Annotated in this window: 14 protein-coding genes; 8 read left to right on the top strand and 6 right to left on the bottom strand. The window is 47.1% G+C overall.

Annotated elements, in window-relative coordinates; genetic code table 11:
* Positions 1-381 precede the first annotated feature (381 nt).
* The 3 genes from rfbD to B2U56_RS02205 are packed head-to-tail and all read left to right on the top strand — an operon-like array spanning position 382 to position 3103.
* Positions 382-1257, top strand: a complete 876-nt coding sequence (gene rfbD, locus B2U56_RS02215; protein WP_013049159.1) for a dTDP-4-dehydrorhamnose reductase — start codon at positions 382-384, stop codon at positions 1255-1257.
* Positions 1235-1846 carry a ribonuclease HI family protein gene (locus B2U56_RS02210; RefSeq protein ID WP_211204278.1) on the top strand — a complete coding sequence of 204 codons (612 nt, stop codon included), beginning with the start codon at positions 1235-1237 and terminating at the stop codon, positions 1844-1846. Before rfbD ends, B2U56_RS02210 begins: the two co-directional genes overlap by 23 nt.
* Before the next feature lie 33 nt (positions 1847-1879).
* The gene (locus B2U56_RS02205) at positions 1880-3103 is read left to right on the top strand and encodes an MFS transporter (RefSeq protein WP_286951975.1); all 1224 of its coding nucleotides are present in this window, start codon (positions 1880-1882) and stop codon (positions 3101-3103) included.
* On the opposite strand, the gene B2U56_RS02200 is transcribed toward B2U56_RS02205, so the two are convergent.
* From B2U56_RS02200 to B2U56_RS02180, 5 genes are read right to left on the bottom strand one after another with little or no spacing between them, the layout of a single operon-like run.
* Positions 3048-3875 carry an ABC transporter ATP-binding protein gene (locus B2U56_RS02200; protein WP_013049156.1) on the bottom strand — a complete coding sequence of 276 codons (828 nt, stop codon included), beginning with the start codon at positions 3873-3875 and terminating at the stop codon, positions 3048-3050. The genes B2U56_RS02205 and B2U56_RS02200 overlap by 56 nt on opposite strands.
* On the bottom strand, positions 3872-4654 hold the full coding sequence (locus B2U56_RS02195) for an ABC transporter ATP-binding protein (RefSeq protein WP_013049155.1): 783 nt from the start codon (positions 4652-4654) through the stop codon (positions 3872-3874). The genes B2U56_RS02200 and B2U56_RS02195 overlap by 4 nt, the downstream gene beginning before the upstream one ends.
* Complete coding sequence (locus B2U56_RS02190; protein ID WP_013049154.1) at positions 4651-5835, bottom strand: ABC transporter permease; 1185 nt, start codon at positions 5833-5835, stop codon at positions 4651-4653. Before B2U56_RS02190 ends, B2U56_RS02195 begins: the two co-directional genes overlap by 4 nt.
* The gene (locus B2U56_RS02185; RefSeq protein WP_013049153.1) at positions 5835-6809 is read right to left on the bottom strand and encodes an ABC transporter permease; all 975 of its coding nucleotides are present in this window, start codon (positions 6807-6809) and stop codon (positions 5835-5837) included. Before B2U56_RS02185 ends, B2U56_RS02190 begins: the two co-directional genes overlap by 1 nt.
* On the bottom strand, positions 6806-8473 hold the full coding sequence (locus tag B2U56_RS02180; RefSeq protein ID WP_286951971.1) for an ABC transporter substrate-binding protein: 1668 nt from the start codon (positions 8471-8473) through the stop codon (positions 6806-6808). Before B2U56_RS02180 ends, B2U56_RS02185 begins: the two co-directional genes overlap by 4 nt.
* 381 nt (positions 8474-8854) lie before the next feature.
* Between B2U56_RS02180 and mscL the strand changes: the two genes are divergently transcribed.
* On the top strand, positions 8855-9313 hold the full coding sequence (gene mscL, locus B2U56_RS02175; protein ID WP_213700673.1) for a large-conductance mechanosensitive channel protein MscL: 459 nt from the start codon (positions 8855-8857) through the stop codon (positions 9311-9313).
* A 246-nt stretch (positions 9314-9559) separates the two neighbouring features.
* Here mscL and B2U56_RS02170 read toward each other — a convergent pair whose 3' ends face one another.
* Complete coding sequence (locus tag B2U56_RS02170; protein WP_286951970.1) at positions 9560-10414, bottom strand: transposase; 855 nt, start codon at positions 10412-10414, stop codon at positions 9560-9562.
* Positions 10415-10702: 288 nt separating this feature from the next.
* Here B2U56_RS02170 and B2U56_RS02165 point away from each other — a divergent pair, with 288 nt between their 5' ends.
* From B2U56_RS02165 to dctP, 4 genes are all read left to right on the top strand, one after another.
* Positions 10703-10903 carry a cold-shock protein gene (locus tag B2U56_RS02165; protein WP_286951969.1) on the top strand — a complete coding sequence of 67 codons (201 nt, stop codon included), beginning with the start codon at positions 10703-10705 and terminating at the stop codon, positions 10901-10903.
* Positions 10904-11422: 519 nt separating this feature from the next.
* Entirely contained in the window at positions 11423-12697 is a 1275-nt protein-coding gene (locus tag B2U56_RS02160) for a serine dehydratase subunit alpha family protein (protein WP_286951968.1), read from the top strand.
* A 463-nt stretch (positions 12698-13160) separates the two neighbouring features.
* Positions 13161-14246 (top strand): NAD/NADP-dependent octopine/nopaline dehydrogenase family protein, encoded by a 1086-nt coding sequence (locus B2U56_RS02155; RefSeq protein WP_286951985.1) that lies wholly within the window; start codon positions 13161-13163, stop codon positions 14244-14246.
* A 97-nt stretch (positions 14247-14343) separates the two neighbouring features.
* Positions 14344-15360 (top strand): TRAP transporter substrate-binding protein DctP, encoded by a 1017-nt coding sequence (gene dctP / locus B2U56_RS02150; protein WP_286951967.1) that lies wholly within the window; start codon positions 14344-14346, stop codon positions 15358-15360.
* Positions 15361-15387 lie beyond the last annotated feature (27 nt).

Genomic DNA, 15387 nt, shown 5'->3' with positions numbered 1-15387 from the left:
CCCTCTACGCGGGAATGTAAGCGTCTTGCCGTTGTAAGTTACTTGCTTTTAAAAGGCCATAAGTATGGAGGGTCGGATGATTTCCCGACCCTCTTTTTAACGAACCTTCCACTGACCGCCGTTCTTTCCGGCAGCTTATGCCGTCCGCGTTCCTGACAAGAAGCAGCTGCAGTTTCTTTTTAGCTTCACTATCCTTATTCCCATCGCCACCCCTCAAGTTAGGTATGATCCAGGTCTTTGTGGCAGCTGCTCTCGCCCTTTTTGCCGCCATGGCGATCATGTTCTACGAGCGTTTTCTTGTTTTGAAAGGTCAATAACACTCCAGAAAAATGCTTCCATTATGATAGAATGTTGAACACTACATCTAGGGAGGAGAGAGGCATGAAGTTTTTTATAACAGGAGGGGGCGGCCAGTTAGCCCTTGCCTTCCAGCGGCTTTTAAAAGAGGAAAATCTGCCTTTCGCTGTATATTCCCGCCAGGAGCTTGATATAACAGACATCACAAGAGTGCGAAAACGAATGCAGGAGGAAAAGCCTGATGTCGTTATAAATTGCGCGGCGTGGAATGATGTGGACAGCGCCGAGCAGAACTGGCGGGGCGCCTATATGGTCAATGCCATTGGCCCAAGGAACCTGGCCATCGCAGCAGAAGAACTGGGGATTCCCCTTGTAACCTTCAGTTCTGATTATGTTTTTAACGGAAAAAGCGTCCGGTCATGGACCATCGCAGATAAACCGGATCCTATTAATGTATATGGACAGACAAAACTTCTGGGAGAAGAATTTGTAAAAGATCACATCCGCCGTTTTCTCATCGTACGGGTGAGCTGGGTCTTCGGGCCAGAAGGAAGGGAAGAATCGAACTTTCTCAAAAAGGTTCTGCGGTGGAGCCGAGAGAAGGATGAGCTAAAAATTGTCTCAGATCAGATCTCAAGCCCTACATACGCACCTGATCTTGCGGAGCGTGTAATGGAACTTCTAACCCTTCGCGCGTGGGGAACCTATCATCTGTCGTGCAGCGGACGGTGCAGCCGTTATGAGTGGGCTTCTTTTGCCCTTAAAGAAATAGGATGGAAAAAGAACATTGTTCAGGCACAGAGCAATGAATTCAGAACCCTTGCCCAGCGTCCAGCCATGAGCTCTCTTGACTCCTTCCCCTTAGAAGAATTCGGCATTTTTATGCCGCGGTGGGAAGATTCAACCCTGCGTTTCCTTAAAGCCATAGGGCAGAAAAATGGCGGTAACAACAATGTATAGCGGTCATTTTGACGGAGCGTCGAGGGGAAACCCCGGTGAAGCCGGGGCTGGAGCTGTTCTGTACAACGAAGAAGGACACATGGTATGGCAAAAATTTGCCTACCTCGGCTCACAAACAAATAACGAAGCTGAGTACGGAGGTCTGCTCCTCCTCCTTCGAGAAATACAGCTTAGAGGAATTAAAAAAATTGTGATTCGAGGAGATAGCCGTCTCGTTATTTGTCAGATGAAAAAAGAGTGGAAGGTCAACAGCCCTCACTTGAAGGAACTCTGGGAGGAAGCCCAGAGTCTGCTCAAAGGATGCCAGGCAACCTTCGAGTGGGTTCCAAGAAAGGAAAACAGCAATGCGGACCTGCTGTCGAATAAGGCTATTGACGAGCATTCAGGAAAAGCAGTTCTCAAGGCAGATTTGAATGCTGTTCGTTTAGAGCGGATCACACCCACCATTTTCATTGCCCACGGTTCTGAAGATTATGCTGTGGATATCCTTCACCGGGCATGTACCTGCCCGGCATTTGTCAATCGCAAGCAGTGCAAGCACCTTGAAGCGGCATTGCGAAAGCTAGAGCAAAAACCGTCTTTCGATTAAAAACAGCAGAGTAATTTAAGGGGGGCCCATGGCATGACATCGGAGTATGATCGTCGGACCTTTTTTCTGTGCTGGCTCGTTACCTATCTTGGGCAAGCCTATCTATCCATGTTCTTTTTGTATCCTGTAGCCTTGCAGCGGCAGGGGATCCCCTTGGCTCTTTCTGGCTGGCTCATGAGTATCTTCAGTGTGGGTTCCATGCTTATGCGTCCGGCAGGCAGCATATTAAACGAAAAGCTCGGGGTGAGAAAAAGCCTTCTCTACGCATCGGTTTTTCTTTTTTGCTGCTCTATGCCTCTTCTCTTTTTCCGATCCTTTAATGCCCTCCTTGTTGCTCGAGGACTCATGGGTCTTTTTTATGGCGTTGTCATGCTTGCTGTGACCACGTATCAGGCCCTGAGCATCCCGGAAGAGCGAAGGGGAAGCCTCTATGCGTGGATAGCCGTGGCCTATGTGCTGCCGCAACTTTCCATAGTGCCTCTAAGTGAGTTTCTTATTTCCTCCATAAGTGTCCAAGCCTTTCTGGCCCTGGCACCGGCTGTCGCTGCTGCAACGTTCCTGATCTCAAAAAAACTCCCGAAACTCAAAAATTTCTCAAAAGAAAGCAAAGTCAATTCTGAATCAGGTTCTCAGGAAAACAGCCTTTCGCCAGACCAAGATTCAAAGGGGGCATTTCCGGCTTCTTCACAGCAATGGGGCAGCTGGGGTGAAATGGTTCGTGTGAAAGGGTTCTGGCCTCTTGTTTTAACACTTTTAACCTGGTCTTTTGTCAATACCTCCACATTACAGTATATGCCGGCCTTTATACGCTCCCGAGGTTTGATTGCCAGCTCCTTTGTGGCCGCAAATGCCGGGGTTTCTCTTTCCTTGCGGCTTTTTGCCACGAGATTTATGGATCTCATCGACAGAAGAACAGGAGCTGCCCTTGCCATCACCTTAATGGGAGCTGTTGTGGTTGGAACGCGCTTTGCCTTTTCAAACCATTTATTTTTCCTTTTGGGACTCATCTATGGATTGGGAATGGGTTTAGGTTTCCCTATGATACTGGCCCTTATGCCAGATGTTTTTCCCGAGCGGCTGAGGCCCAAAGGCATTGCCATCGGCACCCTGCTCATGGAATCGGGTTTTATTTTTACCCCTTTTATCATCAGCTACGGAGGGGGCTTCTTTGGCTTGGGAAATGTCATGGCCTTCATCGGGGTTACTGCCCTTGCCGGAGGGTTTTTCCTGAGTCTCCACGTATGGCGGAAAGCGTAGGAATAGCTGCTACAAGAGCCCTCGTATAGGCATGTTTCGGTGCGGAGAGCAGGGCTTCTGTAGAGTTCTCTTCGCAACATTCTCCCTCGAGGAGGACAATGCCTCGTTTTGCCGCCCCACGGGCCAGATAGAGATCATGGGTGACAAAGACCATGGCCATCCCCTCTTTCACCCTTTCATTGAGCACATGGATAATTTCACTTCTGGTAGAAGCGTCCTGCATGCTTGTGGGCTCGTCGCACAGCAGCAGGGCAGGCTCCAGAATCAGAGATCGCGCAATAGAAACTCGCTGACGCTGCCCCCCTGATAATCCGGAGCGGACCCTTGATAGAAGAATGCGCTCCTCTTCTATGCCGAGGGTTTTTAAAAGGCGGCGGGCCTTGCTATAGGCCTCAAGACGAGATTTTCGCCCATTCACGATAATCCAGGGTTCTGCAACAGCATCGAGGACGGTAAGGGTGGGCGGCAGGCTTCCGTAAGGATCCTGGGGCACATAGCCGCATCTTCTCCTTAGCTCTATAAGCTGGGAGTGGGAACATTTGTCGATGTTCTCACCAAAGAGTTCCACATTTCCTTCAGTTGGACTTATCAGACCAAGCAGAACCCTGAGAAGTGAAGTTTTTCCGCTTCCTGATTCTCCTATCAAAGCCAGACTTTCCCCCTGCTGAAGAGAGAGGGAAATGTTGCGAAGGGCCCATTGTCCCGAATTTTTACCATCCCTTGAGGGGTAGAAGACGCTAACCTTATCTGTCTTTGCTATAGGGTTTGTCATACGTATTCACCTTCCAGTTCCAGCAATGCTTTCACGAGTTGTGTCGTATGTCTGTGGCGAGGTTTTGTGACAATATCAGCGGGGGCCCCCTCTTCCACGATCTCTCCCTCATGCATCACGGCGATGGCGTCGCAGATCTGGACGGCCAGTGGCAGGTCGTGGGTTACGAGGAGAAGGCCCATGTTTCTGCCTCGGGCCAATCGTTCCAAAGTAAGGATAATTTCCTTTTGTGTAATGACGTCTAGTGCGGTAGTCGGTTCATCAGCGAGAAGAAAGTCTGGGTCGCAGGCCAGGGCTGTGGCGATGGCGGCACGCTGCTTCTGTCCCCCAGAGAGTTCATGAGGGTACCGATTGGCCAGGGACCACTCAAGATCAGCTTCCTCAAGAAGGGAGCGGCAGCGATGTCTGCGCGCTTCTCCCGAAAGTCCAAGATGGATTGCGAGAACTTCTTCTATATGCTTCCCAATGGTCAGCACAGGAGTAAAGGAATTCATGGCCCCCTGGGGGATGAGGGCGATATCCTTCCAGCGGATGGCGTTGAGCATTTCCGGCCGGAGAGAGATAAGATTGAGATTGTCGAAAATAACGGCTCCAGACACCTCTGTGTTTGAAGGGAGGAGTCCTGGAATGGCCATAAGCAGCGAACTTTTTCCGCTCCCTGATTCTCCCACAAGGCCAGTGATCCTCCCACGGGGTATGGAGAGGAAGGCATTCTTTACAGCTGACACGTCGTGGCTTTCGGTTTTATAGGTAATGGAAAGATCAACGATTTCAATCATAGCCGACGAGCCTCCTTCAGTTGAGGATCCACCTGTTCCTCCAGAAACTTGCCGAGGTCAAGGAAAATCAGACACAGCAGAGTAATGCCCAATCCCGGAGGGATCAGCATCCACCACGCTCCCTGGGTGAAAGCCCCGAAGGAATGGGCTTCATGAAGCATTCGCCCCCAAGAGATGATGCGGGGGTCGGAGAGGCCGAGAAAAGAGATACCTGCCTCTGCCAGAATGGCTCCGGGAACGCCCAGAGCTATATTGGCCAGAAGAAGGGGAAGGGTCTCGGGCAGCAGATGGCGCCACAGAATATAAAAGGTGGGTGCGCCAAGGCCGCGCAGCCCTTCAATATAATAGCTGTCCCGCAGCGATAACGTCATGGCTCTAACTGTTCTGGCGGTTCCCATCCACGAAAAGAGTGAAAGTATGAGCACTAGCTGCCACAATCCCTTGCCCCAGAAAGCGGCAAGCACCATAAGGATGGGAAGAATGGGAATGGAGAGAAGAATATCCACGGCGCGCATAATGGCCCCATCCACCCAACCTCCTTTATATCCGCTTGCCAGGCCGAAGAAGAGCCCCAGCAAAGAAGCGAGAAGGGTAGCAGAAATGCCGACGATAAGAGAAACCCGGATTCCGGCGATAAAGAGGGCAAAAATATCCCGCCCCCGCTGGTCAGTTCCCAGAAATCCCCATCGGCCTCCTTTCAGGTGGAGGATGATGGTTCCATCTATGGCCTGAGCAGGTTCCAGCTTCAGGGAGTATTTCCCCTTCTCTGAAAAAAGCGCTCCGGCTACCTGGGTGAAGGGGCTGAGCCCCAGCATCTGTTTAAAGGAGAGGTCTCGGCTGTCAATGTCAAAGAAGCTGGCTCCTCCAGGGAGCTTCTGAAGAATCATTCTTTTTGACGGGGTTTCCCAGATAAGGGCTGCTGGAGCGGCGAGGGTCACCTTCCCAGAAAGATGAACCTGGGATGGGGCTTCATACTCCCAATCCACATGGGCCTCCACCGACGTATCTGAAAGGGTTATGGCCATGGTGGGAGGAAGGTTCCTGTTAAGCCATAAGGGCGTTGAAAAGGGCGGCGCCACCTCTAAGTTGGGAGAAATGGTAAAAAAGTGAGACCCAAGAAAACCGACGGACAGAAGGAGCAAGAGAGTGATAAAACTCCATCGAGTGAAAAGGCCTCTCATCAGCGCCCCCTCCTTTCAAAGCGGACACGGGGATCGACCAGGCCGTAGAGGAGGTCTGCGACGAGGTTGCAGAACACCGTCATGATGGCTAAAAGGTAAAAGGAAGCTCCGGCGGCAGGGTAGTCCTGACCAGTCACCGCTTCGAGCAGAAAACGTCCCACTCCGTGGAGGGAAAAAACAGTTTCCGTTATGACCGCTCCTGAAATAACTCCGGGCAAAGAGAGAAGGAGGATTGTCAAAAGGGGAGGCAGGAGGGTGCGGAAAGCGTGATTCCAGACAATGCGCTTCTGTGGAAGTCCTCGGGCACGGCCCATGAGAATAAAATCCTCACCCATAACCCTCACCATAAGATTTCGTACGTAAAGGGCCCATCCGCCAAAACTGAGAAGAACCAGAGAGCTTACAGGAAGGGCGAGATGCCACATATAGTCAGAAACCCTGGCCCAGAAGGCCGTGGGCGGAGGAACAGAAATGCTCCCGCGCAAGGGGAAAACCGGAATAGCGTAGGCAAAGGTCATGAGGAGCACCAGCTGCACGAAAAAAGAAGGGAAAGAAAAAGAAACGGCACCGCTCCATAGCACCATCTTCTCGAGCCAGCGGCCCCGTTCCAGCGCAGCCTGGATCCCGAGCCAGGTTCCAAGAAGAGCGGAAAGGAAAAGGGCGCTCCCCAGAAGGGCCACGGTATTGGGAAGGCGCGAGGCCAGCTCATCCCATACAGGGCGACCTGTTAAAAAGGAATAGCCAAACTCGAAAGTAACCATCTGTTTCATATAGAGCAAAAACTGAAAGCTTAAAGGCTTGTCGAGGCCGTAAAGCCGTTGTAACTCAGCTTTTGCTTCAGGAGAAAAGCGTGGATCGAGAATAGAGGCCACAGGATCTCCCGGCATAAGGCGAAAAAGCAAGAAATTTAAAATGAGCACTACGAGCAGCACCAGAAAAGAGCCTGCAACCCTTCGCAACCAGTAATTTTTCATCTCTTCCACCTGCTGTTCAGAAGCCAGAAGGCGGGATTACGGGTAAGATGCACATATTCGCCGGGACGGTATTCTCTGAAAATAAAAGGCCCCGACCCCATGAGCTGGGTGAGTTTTTTATCTTTGTCAAGCCAGGTTTCAGCCGGTTTCCAGCTTCGCCAGTCCTTTACCTGCTCAAGAACATGGCGGGGGAAGATGGGCAGACCGCCAATGTTGTGGAGGTGCCAGTAACTGGTGGAATTCATAGTAACCACAAGGGTCAGGTCGTCAGGTGTCTCTACAGAGGCCACATCCCGAACAGAATCGTAATAGCGGGGCGGCTGGTGCTCTCGCAGATACTGAATGGTGTAGGCGCTATCTCCAGCAGTAATGGGACGGCCATCCTGCCAGATGAGCCCTTCCTTCAGATGGAAGGTCAGCCTTGTTCCCCCATCGGCAGTGTCAATAGTCCATGACTCTGCAATCCACGGCAAATCCAGAAGAGTTTCCGGATCCACGGTAATGAGGGCATCATAGATAAATCCCAGCACACTCCAGTCATAGGCCGAACCTGCCGCAAGGGGGTTGAGTGAACGGGGCTCATCTGAAAGGGCCCAGCGGAGCGGCTTCATAGCACCGGAGGCTGGTTCCAGCTGAAAAAGACTCCACGTATTATCCGCTGTAGCGTAGGGAGTGGTCACGTAGCCCTTCCACGAAGAAGATGCTGCCGTAATAAAGTAGCGGCTATAAATTGGGATCACGGGAACAAGCTCCGCAAGAAGCTTCTGGCTTTCTGAAGCAGCCTGCCGCGCAGATGCTTCGTCAGGAGCCCACCGAAGCTCAGCAAGAACCTTATCGAGGCGAGGTTCAGCAATGCCGGGAATATTGTAGCCGCCCTTTACATCCATGGAAGAATGGTAAAAGGCGAAAAGGGAGTCAGGGTCACGGGTCATCTGCCAGGCCATGACGTAAGAATCGAAGTTCCTCTCGTCGAGGCGGGCGATCATGGCAGAAAAATCCATAGGTTCCACTTCTATGGGAACGCCAATGCCCCGAAGAGACGCGGCAATCCGCTCGGCAATCTCCGCGGTTGTTGGAGCCACCTGAGCAGTGGGAGAAAGAAGCTTCATGGGCGAAAGAGTAATCTTCTCTGTTGAGCCTTCCCCTGCTGGGGCCATAAGAATCCCCTTATTGTTCCAGCTCCAGCCGGCGTTGCCCAGACGTTCCTTAGCCTTTTCAAAACTATGGGAATACTTCACCACGTCATCCTCAAAATAAGGAGACGCAGGAGGCAAAAAAGTTGAAAGGGGTTCGGCGTACCCCGCAAAAAGATCGCGGACAAGCTTCTCCCTGGGGATGGCTTCCCAGGCGGCCTGTCTCAGTTCAAGGCGGTTCCAAGGGAAAGTACGAAGATTCAAACCGAAGAAAAAGCCGTGAAACCCCTTGGCCAGGGACATAAGCACAGAAGAATTTTGTGATAGCCTTTCTATATCAGCCGGCCGGGCAATGTCAGAAAGAATATGAATCTCATCTTTCTCGAGGGCCAGCAGCTGGGCGTCAGGATCCCGCACAATAACTAAATAAAGGTCTTCTACCTTCGGCCCCTTAAAAGTGGTGGCATCAAAAGCAAAGGCAGCAGTGCTCAAACAAAGAATAACCCCAATCAAAATAGAAAATCGTCTCATTCTCCCACCCCCACGGTGCCAGGTCTTGAATTTTTGCATACCCATAGCGGTATCATGCCTGTTTTATATTGGCGCTCTATTTGATAATGGCGTTTAGAAGCCATCTAGCTGTGTATAATATTTATGAACTTATAGTGTCATGGTATCAGATTCTGCATAGTAGCCGCAGGTGTTTTTTAAGCAGACGGATCTTAAGATGCCTTGAAACGTATTGTGTAGATTGCCTACTTTGGTTCCGACAAGTGTATCAAAAAGGCCTTCGCGAAACAGACTTTGTTTTGCAATTTTGTTGAAAAAGTGTCTGTTGTTACATTTTAGCTTTCTGTTTATAATCAACATAATTATAATGTAATACCTTTTTAATGACAGGGGGGAAGGAAAATGTCAATAATAAAAGAGTTTAAAGAGTTTGCTGTGAAGGGGAATGCCCTGGACATGGCTGTGGGTATCATTATAGGCGGCGCATTTGGGGGAGTCGTTTCGTCTCTTGTAAAGGATGTTATTATGCCGCCTATTGGCTTAGCCCTGGGAAACGTGGATTTTAAAGATCTCTATCTGGTGCTTAAGGAAGGTGCCACTCCCAAACCTTATGTTTCTTTAACCCAGGCCCAGGAAGCGGGTGCGGTCACACTGAATTTGGGGGTGTTTTTAAATACGGTGATCAGCTTTCTCATTGTAGCTTTTGCTGTTTTTATTCTTGTTAAAAATATAAACCGGCTGCGCAAACCACCAGCACCTGCTCCCAAGGCTCCCGTTAAGGTTTGCCCATATTGCTTAACGGAGATTCCAGAAAAAGCAGTCAGATGTCCAGCCTGCACATCTACCCTCGAAGCCAGCTAAATGGTGCCAGGTCTTGAAAATGTGCATTAGTGATTCAGGGCACCAAGTAGAGCGATAAGTAAGGAAGATAGATACTGTGAGAGGAATATAGATAGAGGAAAGTTTTATTCATTTTGGATTTTGTCATTTGTTCAAAGGAAAACTAGGGAGAGGAGAGCCTGTAATAGGACCTTTCCCTTTTTTATGTCACTTTGCACATCATCTATAAAACTGCCCATTTCCAAAGTTTGGCACCGTTCTTCACCATTATTCTTTTCGAAATTTTTTGACAACGCGGCTTACGGTGCTGTAGTGAACCTGATAAAAACGTGCAATTTCGGACATGGTAAAGTCGCCTGATTCGTAAGCTCTTGCCATTCCTTCCCATTGGTCTGTGTAGGCTTTTTCGTAATAAGAAAGACTTTTATGTGGTTTGCTCTCTGGATGTTGCTCGCGAGGAATCTCGGAGGATAAAGTTTTCTGATCTCGAATGGCCTTTTCTATGTTTCCCACAAAGCTGTCATTTCCTAAGTAGAGGTTCTTTTTTACGAGATCATATATAGAATCACAATGAGGTATTCCCTCAGATATGAAACTAGAATACTCCATTTTTGCCTGAGAAGCAGAACCTTTAAAATGCTGTAACACCTCCTGACTATGAAGCCAAACAGGCGAATTCGCTATCCCGACAGTGCTGCGGTAGCTACTCCAGTTCCATTTTTCAGGGCTGGCTACGATTTCCGCCCGAACGGGGTTTAGCTCTACATAGCGAACGGCTTCAAGTAAATACTCATCGCGATCGACTAGGAAAGCTTTATAGCGTCCCTGAAATAAATGGCCGACCCGTTCGTGACGCGTGTTAAAGAAGCGTGTATAATTCCCGTTCAAATCCCGCATGCCAGCGGATAAATTAGGCCGGGGTGTTTCAATGACAAAATGATAATGGTTTGACATAAGACAATAGGCGTAACATCTCCACCCAAGCCGACTGTAGTTCCGGGCGTAAATTTTTAGGAACTGGCGACGATCCAGATCGTCTTTAAATATATTCTGCCGGGCGTTTCCTCGGGAAGTGACATGGTAAAGAGCTCCTGGGAACTCAATTCGGAGTGGTCTTGTCATGCCTTATAACATAGCATACATAAAGGAAAAAGTGAAATTATGCATGTAGGTACAGATTCAAGAGAGATGAAGAACTTTTTGTAAAGTTGTTAAGACATCATTTTTATAAAGCGAAGATTTCTCGTTGTTTTATGTGAATCCGTGCACTTTTGCACAATTTCAAGACCTGGCACCATTTAATGTTTTTTGTATAAAAGAAAGGCGCCTACTAGACCATTGTATGTAAATGTGATAATTTTACTATCGCTGGTTACTTGCCGGCTACTCGTTTAATTAGGAGGCAACAACTTGAGTCAGGGAACAGTCAAATGGTTTAATGCGACAAAGGGCTATGGATTTATCACCAGCGACGAGGGCAAAGACGTGTTCGTTCACTTCAGCTCTATTCAGGGAGATGGCTTTAAAACTCTTGATGAGGGTCAGAGAGTTACATTTGAAGTGACAACTGGCGCTAAAGGTGACCAGGCAGCAAATGTAGTCAAGCTTTAAGACTCAGCTGAGTATGAAAACGGCCTCTTTCGAGGCCGTTTTTTGTTTTTAGATTGTATGTTTATACCTATATATTTTAATTAATTTTATGCTTCCTCTTTTTCCGTTCCCTTTTCTTGTTGGTTCTCAACTGTAGCCCTTTATTGTGTTAGCTGATTTAACCATATTGCTCCCTGTATTTAATTTCTTCCTTGACGGCTTTCTATGCCCATGCTAATGTCCAATCGTTCATACAGTAGAACATTAACTTTCGACGAAACTAATTCCACTTCGATGTTCACAGCGGAAAGATAAAAGGAAAATGGTTTGCTAAATTGGCAGCAATGAGTCATAAATCATAAAAAAGGGCGGGAGTATATAAAGTTTAAGAAGCCCTAAACTCTTGGATATTGCCTCATGTTCGCTAACAGATATGGCAATTGATGAATATGTGGAACTATGTTCCTTTGAAAATTATACACATGTAAAGAAAATAATAGAGGCTTGCAAGAGCCTCTGTCTTTCAAGGAGGTAAAAATTGTGGTTGAATCGTTGCTTACTATCTTAAAAAATGAAGTCAAACCAGCTCTTGGATGTACAGGCCCGACTTCTGTTTCTTTTGCTACAAGTGTAGCCCGAGCAGCTGTAGGCGGTGAAGTTGAGTCTGTAAAGGTTGTCATGGATAGAGACACCTATAAGAACTCTATTGCTGTAGGTATTCCAGGTACAAACCATATGGGACTTGATATAGCTGCGTCTCTTGGTGCTGTTGCAGGAGATGCGGATGCAGGGCTTGAAGTTTTGCATAATGTTACTGTTGAAGATGAGAAGCGGGCGATGTCCTTGCTGCCTCAAACCCGCATCTCTATAGACTGGAACCGCAAGGAAGTAGGTCTTTACATTGATGCCACGGTAAAGACAACAAATGGAACGGGGCAGGCAACTGTTGTTAAAACCCATACAAATGTTGTTCTTATCAGGGCCAACGAAGAAATTGTTCTGGAGAAACCACAGGAACAGATTTCAGCTTCCGATTATTCAAAAGATGCCATATTGAGCTATAGTCTTGAAGACCTCTTCAACTTCTCTATGAATGAACCCCTTGAAAATATCTCATTCCTTCAAAGTGCCATAGAAATGAACGAAGTTCTTGCCAAGGCTGGTTTCGAAGAGCAAGCGGGGGGAAGGTTTGGGCACGGCCTGCTCGGTTGTCCATACCAAAGTCCCTTGATGAAAGCCAAGGCTTTGACGGCTGCTGCCTCTGACGCTCGTATGGCAGGACTGAGCTTCCCTGCTATGAGTTGTGCCACTAGCGGAAATGTAGGAATTACAGCTTCCCTTCCCCTTGTAGTCATGGCTCGCGAATTAGGGAAAGGCAACGAAACTCTCTTACGTTCCCTCGCCCTGAGTTTCCTTGTCACTATCTACCTTAAAAGTCATATCGGCCGTCTTTCTCCCATGTGTGCCTGCGCCATTGCAGCGGGACTGGGTGTCGCGTCTGGCATGGTAGTGGAGCTAGGGGGTTCCTTTGAACAGGTTGAGAAAGCAGTGAATACAGTAGTGGGAAGTATTGGCGGAATTTTATGTGATGGCGCAAAGTTTGGCTGTGCCATGAAATTAGCGAATGCAGTTGGAACAGCTATAGAATCGGCCTATCTTGCCATGGATCACATCGCTATTCGTCCTGGCGATGGACTAGTTTGTGAAAAAGCCGATGACACTATTGCGATTCTTGGAAGGATAGCTCAAAAGGGCATGGCTCCTGCCGATGAAGAAATGTGTCGCGCCATTATAGAACGCGAGCAAGGTTTTTAGTGCATCTTCAAAGGGAGAAGGATTTGCGTAGTATCTTCTCCCTTTGAAGATGCGCTTATGCTGTAAGCGCACCAATAAGCCGTATCCTTTGTTTTAAGGTGATTCAAAAGGCGAAACCTCTGTTTTTATAAAAGCGAACTCTTGGAAGAGTTTCAATATGAAAATATTCCCCTGCGGCGGCATTAAATTAGAATTTCGTACCCTTCATAAGGAAAGATAACACAACATTCCCCACTTGAATATATTTTAAATACAATTGCTGAAAAATTTTATGGTTCGGCACTTTTTCTATCTCATGCGTATTTGCACTCAGAATCCCCTTAAATAATATCGTTACAGTAGAATAGTTTCTTCACAGTTGACTTATCGGACAAGTTGAACTATTCTCTTTTGAAGATATTGAAGTTTTTGCATGTTGTATTTTCATTTATCTAAATTGTTATCATAAGGGGGTAGTGGCTTGATGAAATTTGCAATTCTGGGAAGTGGCAATGGAGCCCGTGCTTTGTGCGCCCAGATCGCCGCAAAAGGAAACCAAGTAAAAATGTGGGAACCTCTTGAAAGAACAGAAGATTTTTGCAAACTGCAGAAGACAAAAAGAATTTATCTTCAGGGAGATGTTAATATTTGTGGAAACCTTACAGATGTGACTATGGATATTGCTGATGCTGTAAGGTTTGCTGAAGTAGTGCTTGTAGTTGTTCCTGCTTTTGCTCACGCGCCTATTTTTTCAAAACTTATTCCATACCTAGAAAATGGGCAACATGTCATTATTATCCCAGGTAATTTCGGTGCCTACCGTTTGAAGAAAATGATGTTGGAAGTAAATTGTAATAAGAGAATAACTATCTCCACAACTGAAACAATGCCTTATGCTTGCCGAATTAAGACTTTCGACACCGTTGCAATTTATAAGAGGAAATTTTCAATCCACATTGCAAGCACCCCTGCTTCAGCTGCATCGAAAGTAAGATCAATTTTGAATGATGCTTTTGATGGCTTTGTAAATTTTCTACCAGCGGAGCATATTCTTGCTCAAGACCTGTCTAATGCCAATTATGTAATGCATCCTTATCCTGTACTCTTAAATTATGGGCAGATAGAGAAAGATCCTGCTACATTTAGACACTACATGGATGGCATTACGCCATTAATTAGCGAACAGATGGAACTTCTTGACCAAGAGAGAATTTCAATAGGTGCAAAGCTTGGTTTTACCTTGACGCCTGTTTTGGATCTCATGAAATTATATTATGGTCAAAATGAAACCCGCACCCTTTACGACTATGTAAATAGCCGTGAAACTCCTTATGCTGATCTTGTTGGTCAAGATGTAAGAAGTCGCTACATTACAGAAGATGTCCCTGGCGTTATTATGCCGGTGGCGAAGCTTGCTCGTAAATCCGGTGCTCCGTCTCCACGATCTGATACTATTGTTGATTTAGCATCACAGCTTCATGGCGTTGACTATTGGACGCAGGGAACAACTTTGGAATCAATTGGTATAGAAGGCAAAAGCACAAAAGAAATCATAGAGATGATGGATTAATCCTGATTTTTAATAATAAAGGGGGAATGATGCTCGTAACATTGTTTTAGAGGACCAGTTTGAAATAAAGATTTAACAAAAAAGGGAGATGATGGAAATGCGGAAAAAGTTCTCGCTGTTTGTTATGATCCTTTGTTTATTGGTAGTGTCCTCCACCGCTTCTCTGGCAGCGGTTAATTGGAAGTGGGTTCACTATTTACCAGTTGATTCTATGGTGGACAAACTTTCAAAGAATATGATCGAAGAAATTGAAGAAAAGAGTGGCGGTCAGATAAAATTTACTCTCTTCCCTGCGGGACAGCTGGGAGATTGGATGGAGATGTCTGAGCAGATGATGCGAGGTTCTGTCCACATTGGAATTCTTCCGGTATCTCCAGTTTACAATAAGGCACTACAAATCAGAGTCCTCCCCTATAGTGTCATGAACTGGGATGAAGCTAAAAAAGCCTTTACTGGCGCAGATCCCTTCCTCTTTAATATCCTGTCCGAAGAAATGGAGAAAGTCGGGTTTAAAGCTCTTGCTGTTGTAGCTGAGGGATTTGGTGGTGCAGGTTTTGGTAAGGCTCCAGACTTTGATGTAGTTGACCCTGACGTTGATAAACACGGCTATAAGATTCGTGTCCCAGCCGGAAATCAGGCCTTTGAGTCCCTTGCTCAACAACTTGGGTATATCCCTGCCTCTGTGCCATGGGGAGAGATTTATATAGCCCTTCAAACTGGGCTCGTTGACTGCCAAATTGGTGGACAGCCTTACAACACCTATGCCTCTTTCCTCGATATAACCAAAGTATGGGTTCAGTATAATACCCATTTTCAGCACTCCTTTGTATATATGAACAAGAAGATGTGGGATTCTCTTTCCCCAGATCTTCAGAAAATAGTTCAGGAAGTTACTCAAAAATATGCAGATACGAGTTTTGCCCTTGCAGAGGCTGAAGATGAGTCTTATATGAAGAAGATGAGTGACGCAGGCATAAAAATTATTCTTCCGGCAGACGAACAACTTAAGAAAATTGCCACAAAAGTTCGGGAAAATACTTGGCCGATTATGGAAAATGTGGTTGGCAAAGAGGTAATGGACAAGGTCCTTTCGGGGCTTGGTGTTACAAAGTAAGCCAATACGTTTGGGGAGATCTCGGGA

Source organism: Aminobacterium sp. UBA4987 (assembly GCF_002396985.1).
In the GTDB taxonomy this organism is placed as follows: Bacteria; Synergistota; Synergistia; order Synergistales; family Aminobacteriaceae; genus Aminobacterium; species Aminobacterium colombiense.
Note: the sequence above shows the minus strand (reverse complement) of the source record. Positions and strands in the feature narration are given on the sequence as shown.

Bases quoted from the DNA above. Each gene is read 5' to 3' on its own strand.
- rfbD (WP_013049159.1), top strand. From the start codon at position 382: ATGAAGTTTTTTATAACAGGAGGGGGCGGCCAGTTAGCCCTTGCCTTC.
- B2U56_RS02210 (WP_211204278.1), top strand. From the start codon at position 1,235: ATGGCGGTAACAACAATGTATAGCGGTCATTTTGACGGAGCGTCGAGG.
- B2U56_RS02205 (WP_286951975.1), top strand. From the start codon at position 1,880: ATGACATCGGAGTATGATCGTCGGACCTTTTTTCTGTGCTGGCTCGTT.
- B2U56_RS02200 (WP_013049156.1), bottom strand. From the start codon at position 3,875: ATGACAAACCCTATAGCAAAGACAGATAAGGTTAGCGTCTTCTACCCC.
- B2U56_RS02195 (WP_013049155.1), bottom strand. From the start codon at position 4,654: ATGATTGAAATCGTTGATCTTTCCATTACCTATAAAACCGAAAGCCAC.
- B2U56_RS02190 (WP_013049154.1), bottom strand. From the start codon at position 5,835: ATGAGAGGCCTTTTCACTCGATGGAGTTTTATCACTCTCTTGCTCCTT.
- B2U56_RS02185 (WP_013049153.1), bottom strand. From the start codon at position 6,809: ATGAAAAATTACTGGTTGCGAAGGGTTGCAGGCTCTTTTCTGGTGCTG.
- B2U56_RS02180 (WP_286951971.1), bottom strand. From the start codon at position 8,473: ATGAGACGATTTTCTATTTTGATTGGGGTTATTCTTTGTTTGAGCACT.
- mscL (WP_213700673.1), top strand. From the start codon at position 8,855: ATGTCAATAATAAAAGAGTTTAAAGAGTTTGCTGTGAAGGGGAATGCC.
- B2U56_RS02170 (WP_286951970.1), bottom strand. From the start codon at position 10,414: ATGACAAGACCACTCCGAATTGAGTTCCCAGGAGCTCTTTACCATGTC.
- B2U56_RS02155 (WP_286951985.1), top strand. From the start codon at position 13,161: ATGAAATTTGCAATTCTGGGAAGTGGCAATGGAGCCCGTGCTTTGTGC.
- dctP (WP_286951967.1), top strand. From the start codon at position 14,344: ATGCGGAAAAAGTTCTCGCTGTTTGTTATGATCCTTTGTTTATTGGTA.